Below are 6,497 nucleotides of genomic sequence, written 5' to 3'. Positions count from 1 at the left end.
AAGGGCAAAAATAAGGGAAACTACATATCATTTCACTAATGGACAGGCGGGAAAGCCTATAAAATGGGGAAAGTTAGAGGAATAATTATATAAATTCAAGTTTGCAGAATCAAGAAAACTGGAATTTGAGGTGATGAAACTATGACAGAAATACAAATTGCATGGTTAGAATTGATGACAGTTGGAGGTCTTGGTGTAATATTGGTTTTACTAGGAGTTACTTTCAATATCATTGTAAAAAGACAGAATCAATTGTGTACAAAGCAGACAGACGGTATTGTTAAACAATATGGGTTTCCGGGAAATGGAAGGGTGTATCCAATCGTGGAGTACTTTGTGAATGGAACTTGTTATAAAACAAAGAAAATATTTTGTGGAATTAAAACAACGCAAATATCTGGAGTACCCGTACCGGTGAAATCAGAAGTCTATGAAGATGAAAAAGGCTGGCTACATGTAAAAACTGGATCCATTGCAAATTTGCGTCAACTTGCAGAGCAGTTGTGGCCTATCAACAGTAAGATGACAGTTTATTATAATCCAAACAATCCTAAAAAGTGCTATGTTGATAGACCAATTTCAAAAAGTTTTACTTCCATGATGTTTATCATAATGGGAATAGTAACGATACTCTTGAGTGTATTGGTATTCTTTTTGATGCAGCTATAAATTACAAAAGATAATTGGTAATCAGACAAAATTCAAGTTTGTAGAATTATAAAGGAATAATATTATTTTAAATGAGCTGTTCGGATTAAATGCGTTGCCCTCTAACGGGTCAAGGATGAACCATGATACAATCAAACTTGAGTATGGTATTAAACATCAAAATATTCGTAATTTCCTTTTAGTTAAGAAACAAATATAGTAAGAGCAAAATATCGCTCTTTTTTCATTCAAAAATAAGTTATACTAGAAACAGAGGTGATATCCATGATTAACAATAAAGAGAAAAAAAATGATTCAAAGATATTGTATATATCCAAAGATTGCAGTGGTTGCACTCATCTTTTCATTTGTACAATGTGCATTAATAGTACCATTAGAGATGATAGATGATTTAGTATTCCAAAACAAAGGTTTTCAGCCTACAGGGATGTTTACTGCATTAGGATTTGTCATTATATATGTTATTATATTCTGTTTCTGTGCACTTGCCCCTAAGTTTGGAATGAACGGTAAGAAATGGAAATCTCTTATAGGTAGATTAAATGTGAAACAGTCAGAAACAGATTATTCTAAAGAGGTATCTGCTGCTTTGGCGTCACAAGCTGTTGGTCGATTCCTTAAAGAAAGTGATAATGATACTGCAAAGAATATAGGAAGTGCTATGCAGGTGGCTGGTGCAGTAAGTACAGTCTCTACATCTATAGATATGTTATCTGAAGCAGGAAGTAATGCCGAGAACATGGCACATGCTTATAGAATCCCTATTCCTGATATAAAAAAACAACTCATTGCCTTTGCAGTTATCCCAATACTTATTGTAGTCGGTACTTATATACCTCAATATATAAAAGGAAAGCAGGCAATGGATCAAAGAATTGCAGCTTCTGCAAAACAAGTAGAAATAGTAAAAAAGGCATTAGAACCTGTATGTGTAAGAGTACATGCAGACAATCCAAATGAATCACGTAGTAGATCAAGTTATACTGTTATGGGATATTTAAGAGATTCAGGTGCTACTGATTGTTATGTTCATGTTCAAGTCAATAATAGTGGTACTATCATCAATATCTCATATGTAGAAGGTGTGGATATTAATAAGAGTTTAGAAGAGAATTTAATGCAGACAGAAAAAGATTTTGCGACATTACAAAAGTCTTTTGAGAATTTAAATGTATCCGTATCTAATCCTGAGATATTATCTTATCAGGCTATTCCACAACAATTTAAAGATGAATTTCTAAATGGGACATTTTATAAGAGTTTCCGTTTCTATGATCAGGATGCGCCTATCAGTTTGTCTTGTTCATTTGATACAGAGACAGAAGATCAGTTTGATGAATATACAAGACCTAAAATTCATTTCTTCTTAGGATCAAAATAGACACCTTATGAATAATAAATTTGATGAACAAAATGATACAGTCAAATTTCAGTTGTTAAACTTATTAATATTTTATCACAGGCACACCTGAAATTCTATTTAAATTCATTTGCTTTGAGGATGCAGAATGATTTAAATATCCCAACATAGGCATACTTCTTATTGGACACGGAATCTTTCTTGTAAGAAAATTGGCAGTTGTATATAATAGTTACAGACCACAGAAAAAGTGGAATAAGCAGAGGAAAATGGATGATTATGAATTACGAAGGTATTTTAGAGTTTAAAGGAACATGGAGAAGGTATCAGGCAAGGGTTTTGGAACACGCAGACAGGTACATGGCAGATGGAAAAATACATATTGTAGCGGCACCCGGATCCGGGAAAACGACATTGGGAATTGAACTGATCCGCAGGATGAACGGAAAAGCACTGATTTTGGCACCATCATTACGATCCGGGAGCAGTGGATCGCAAGGATTGAGGAAGCTTTTTTATGTGAGGGCATACAGGGGGAAGATTATCTTTCACAGAATTTAAAACAGCCAAAGGCGATCACGGTTGCAACCTATCAGGCATTACACAGTGCCATGACAAGATTTCAGGGAATACAGGAAGATGCAGGTGAGGATAGTGGCACAGGCACAGACGAGTGCCCGGCGAAAACAGAGACAAAGGAAGTAGATTACAGCGGTTTTGATCTGGTTGGGACGATGAAAGAGGCTGGGATCGAAGTACTCTGTCTGGATGAATGCCACCACTTGCGAAGTGAATGGTGGAAAGCATTAGAAGAATTCAAAAAACAGGTGAATAACCTTAAAATCATCGCTTTGACAGCAACACCACCATATGATTCCACACCGGCTATGTGGACGCGGTACATGAATATGTGTGGAGAGATCGATGAAGAGATTACGATACCGGAGCTCGTAAAAGAGGGAAGCCTCTGTCCGCATCAGGATTATGTTTACTTCAACTATCCAACAAAAGAAGAAGAGAAGGAAGTCAGACGTTTTGAAGAACGCAGTAAAGCAATGACAGAAAAAATCATGCGGGATACTCAGTTCCTTACGTACGTAAGAAGCCATAAGGGGTTCAGTGGACAGCTCTCAGATGATCTGCTTCTGGATAATCCGGCATATCTGGCATCACTGTTGATTTATTTACAGAGCAAAAATATTGCAATTCCGTCCAGATTACAGAGGCTTTTGGGGGCAAAAAAATTACCGGACATGAATGTGCAATGGATGGAGCGTCTGTTACAGGGATTCTTGTATGATGATGTGGATTCATACCTGTGTGACAAGACATATCGTGAATTGCTAATTGCTGATTTAAAATCCGACGGTCTGATAGAAAAGAAAAAAGTCGTCATGACGAAAAGTGCGGCAGTGGAAAAAATGCTCACAAATTCCCTTGGAAAATGTAACAGCATCCGTGATATTGTGTTCCATGAATATGAGGCATCCGGTCAGGATTTGAGGCTGCTTGTTTTGACAGATTACATCCGGAAAGAATATGAAAAAGCAATTGGAAATACAGAATATGATGTTAACTCACTTGGAGTGCTTCCGTTTTTTGAGATGCTCCGTCGTGACAATGAAAAGAAAAACGAACAAATCCGTTTTGGGGTGCTTTGTGGAACGATTGTGATCATTCCGGCAGAGGCAAGAGAAGCATTAGAGCAGGCGATCGGAATGAGCGGAAAAGTTACATTCAGCAGGATCGGAAATCTTTCTGAAACAGATTATCTTAAAGTGACAGCGGTTGGAAATGCACATTTTCTCACAGGGGCGGTAACAGATATTTTCTCAAAAGGCTATATGCAGGTGCTGATCGGTACAAAATCGCTGTTAGGGGAAGGATGGGATTCTCCTTGTATCAATTCCCTGATCCTTGCAAGCTTTGTAGGCTCATTTATGTTAAGCAACCAGATGAGAGGGCGTGCCATCCGTGTGATGAAAGAACATCCGGAAAAAACAAGTAACATCTGGCATTTAGTCTGTTTAAGACCGTGGAACGAAGTGCTAAAGGCAGATGACAATCAGATCAGTGAAGATTACAGTATGCTGGAGCGAAGGATGGAACATTTTCTCGGTCTGCATTATACAGAAAATACGATTGAAAATGGAATGAAACGGTTGTCAGTTATTAAAACGCCATTTAATAAAACGAATATTGACAGGATTAACAGACAAATGCTGAAAATGTCGGGGCAGCGCGATACGTTAAAAGAACGTTGGAACAGTGCACTTGCAGTCTATGACAAAATGGATATTGTGGATGAGACAGAAGTAAAAGACAAATTTGTCACAAGTGTTGTTTTCTGGGATGCGATTCTTACAATGATCCTGTCAGGAATTCTGTGTCTGATCGGGGCAATTGGGGCAGGTATTGTTGCTGCAGCGTCCCAAAATGGTATCCTGGCCGGAACCTGTTACTTCTTCATTGCTGCCGGACTGGCTGGAATTATGATACGTTTCCCGAAAATTTTCATGTTGGGAAGTCCGCTAAAAAGATTAAAGGCATTTGGAAATGGAATCCGCAAAGCATTAGAGGAGCAACAGCTTCTGGAAGAAACACACTGTAAAGTTGAGACAGAATCAAACGGACCGGATAACCATATTATTTATCTGTCCGGTGGAAGCGGCAGGGATAAAGCGTTGTTCGCACAGTGTGTCAATGAATTTTTTGATGTGATCGACAACCAGCGTTACATACTTGTGAAAAAGAAGGGACACAAAGGACTGAATGGTTTCTATGCCATTCCAAATTGTTTTCGAAAAGAAGGAGGATGCGGAACGTTTTGCAAAATGCATGCATCCGTATATCGGAAATTATGACTGTGTGTATACAAGAAATGAAAAAGGAAGGGAACTTCTGTTAGAAGGCAGGGTGAAGGCACTTGCCAATCGGGAGGAGCGGTGCATTTCCCACAAAAAAGTAAAAGGGGCGTTAGAGTAGAAAACATATTGACAACGAAATATAAAAAATTTGTAGAATTCAAAATTTAATATGAAATGTGAGATAGAGCGTATGGAAATAAACTATACGTTCTATTTTTTTGCCTTTTTGAGAAAAATGATTAAAAAACTATTGACATTTTGTTACTGGAGGTGCAACTTATGTTGTAAACTATAGTTCTGCAGCTAAGAATCCGACAAAAGATATTCCATTTGTTATTATCGCATCTACAGCAATTGTGGTACTTGTTTATGCAGTAATGTCTACTGTCGCAGCTGGCGTTTTACCAGTAGATCAGGTTGCAAATCAGCCACTAAGTATCTCAGCAGCTGTATTTATGCCAAAGACAGTGTATACATTCTTTGTTGTTGGTGGTGCAATGTTTTCATTGTTAACAACATTGAATTTTAATATTGGTATGATTGTGTATCCGGTTATGACAGGATGCAAAGATGGATGGCTTCCAAAAAAATTGGCAGTGAAAAATAAAAAGTTTGGATCTGCATATTTGATTCTGTTATTGTTCTACTTGATTGGTATTGTGCCGATTCTATTAGGACTTGATCTGAATACAATTGCAAATAGTACAGTTATTCTGTTTACTATTATTCGAGGAGTAATTGCATATTCAGCAATGCAGCTTCCGAAAAAGATGCCAGAAATCTGGAAGGAATCCAAGTTTTATGTAAGTAATGGAAAATTGAAAGCAATCTGCATTGCATCCATTATTATTGCAGCACTTTCTGTTTTAGTATTACTGGTTTCTACATCGCCAGTACAGATTTGCGGAAACATTGGAATTCTTGCATTCTCAGTCATCATGGCTTTGATCTTTAATAAGAGAGTACATTTAAGTCCAGCATATGAAGTAAAAAAATAATTCTTATGAAGAAATAGAAAATCGGAGAAGATTAAAAAATAGATAATCTTTCTCCGATTTTATTATTCTTTGATTTGACATTAACGTTCAGGACCTTTTCCACTATAAATATTTTCCATATAATAATTAATACACCGAACTAATACATCTGTTGCTGTATCCAGCTCATCTTCAGTAAAGTGTGCATCTTCCAGCCAGCATTTTAAAACTTCTGTATCATGTTGCATGTGAGCTTGGTTGATTTTTCTACCTTTTTCTGTTAAATATAAGCAATGCCGGCGACTGTCAGTATCAGAAACACGTTTTTCAATGAGTTCTTTTTTTAGGAGCTTTTCAATCATGACAGAAGTAGCACCTTTTGTACGATACATTTTTTCTGATAATTCTTTTTGATTAATTCCTTCGTGTTCGGCAATCATTTTTAATGTGTGAGTTTCATTAGAATAAAATTTTTGCGTAGTACCGTAATTTCGAGGACTTTTCTCCAAATCATTTACGATTTTTTCTATTGTATAAAATTGATCAATCAATTTATAAAATTTTTTCGTTTATATCCATTTTTTATTTCAAGTCAGACATCAGTAAGTCTAAGAATGAAAGATG

General features: G+C 36.7%; 6 protein-coding genes and 1 pseudogene. 6 read left to right on the top strand and 1 reads right to left on the bottom strand.

The genetic code is table 11. From position 1 onward, the window contains the following. The first annotated feature begins 141 nt into the window (after positions 1-141). The 6 genes and pseudogenes from DXB52_RS14620 to DXB52_RS14605 all read left to right on the top strand — a co-directional run. Positions 142-669, top strand: a complete 528-nt coding sequence (locus DXB52_RS14620; RefSeq protein WP_021738880.1) for a DUF3592 domain-containing protein — start codon at positions 142-144, stop codon at positions 667-669. A gap of 289 nt (positions 670-958) precedes the next feature. After that, on the top strand, positions 959-2,050 hold the full coding sequence (locus DXB52_RS14615; protein WP_118107928.1) for a hypothetical protein: 1,092 nt from the start codon (positions 959-961) through the stop codon (positions 2,048-2,050). 258 nt (positions 2,051-2,308) lie between these two features. Continuing rightward, entirely contained in the window at positions 2,309-2,590 is a 282-nt protein-coding gene (locus DXB52_RS16405; RefSeq protein ID WP_207661767.1) for a DEAD/DEAH box helicase family protein, read from the top strand. Further along, positions 2,497-4,893: a DEAD/DEAH box helicase family protein gene (locus DXB52_RS14610; RefSeq protein WP_207661768.1), complete on the top strand. Its 2,397-nt coding sequence runs from the start codon at positions 2,497-2,499 to the stop codon at positions 4,891-4,893. Before DXB52_RS16405 ends, DXB52_RS14610 begins: the two co-directional genes overlap by 94 nt. Beyond that, positions 4,868-5,014, top strand: a complete 147-nt coding sequence (locus DXB52_RS16400; RefSeq protein WP_207661766.1) for a hypothetical protein — start codon at positions 4,868-4,870, stop codon at positions 5,012-5,014. The genes DXB52_RS14610 and DXB52_RS16400 overlap by 26 nt, the downstream gene beginning before the upstream one ends. 151 nt (positions 5,015-5,165) lie before the next feature. Next, positions 5,166-5,894: pseudogene (locus DXB52_RS14605) on the top strand (amino acid permease); the annotation flags it as partial. 80 nt (positions 5,895-5,974) lie between these two features. On the opposite strand, the gene DXB52_RS14600 reads toward DXB52_RS14605, so the two are convergent. Further along, the gene (locus tag DXB52_RS14600) at positions 5,975-6,424 is read right to left on the bottom strand and encodes a MarR family winged helix-turn-helix transcriptional regulator (RefSeq protein ID WP_118107926.1); all 450 of its coding nucleotides are present in this window, start codon (positions 6,422-6,424) and stop codon (positions 5,975-5,977) included. Positions 6,425-6,497 lie beyond the last annotated feature (73 nt).

The organism is Ruminococcus sp. OM04-4AA (genome assembly GCF_003462585.1).
GTDB classification, from domain to species: Bacteria; Bacillota; Clostridia; order Lachnospirales; family Lachnospiraceae; genus Mediterraneibacter; species Mediterraneibacter faecis.
The sequence above is the reverse complement of the archived record's forward strand: the minus strand, read 5'-3'. Positions and strand labels throughout refer to the sequence as shown.

What these genes read in the sequence shown, in the direction of transcription:
- DXB52_RS14620 (WP_021738880.1), top strand. Translation starts at nt 142, where the DNA reads ATGACAGAAATACAAATTGCATGGTTAGAATTGATGACAGTTGGAGGT.
- DXB52_RS14615 (WP_118107928.1), top strand. Translation starts at nt 959, where the DNA reads ATGATTCAAAGATATTGTATATATCCAAAGATTGCAGTGGTTGCACTC.
- DXB52_RS16405 (WP_207661767.1), top strand. Translation starts at nt 2,309, where the DNA reads ATGAATTACGAAGGTATTTTAGAGTTTAAAGGAACATGGAGAAGGTAT.
- DXB52_RS16400 (WP_207661766.1), top strand. Translation starts at nt 4,868, where the DNA reads ATGCATCCGTATATCGGAAATTATGACTGTGTGTATACAAGAAATGAA.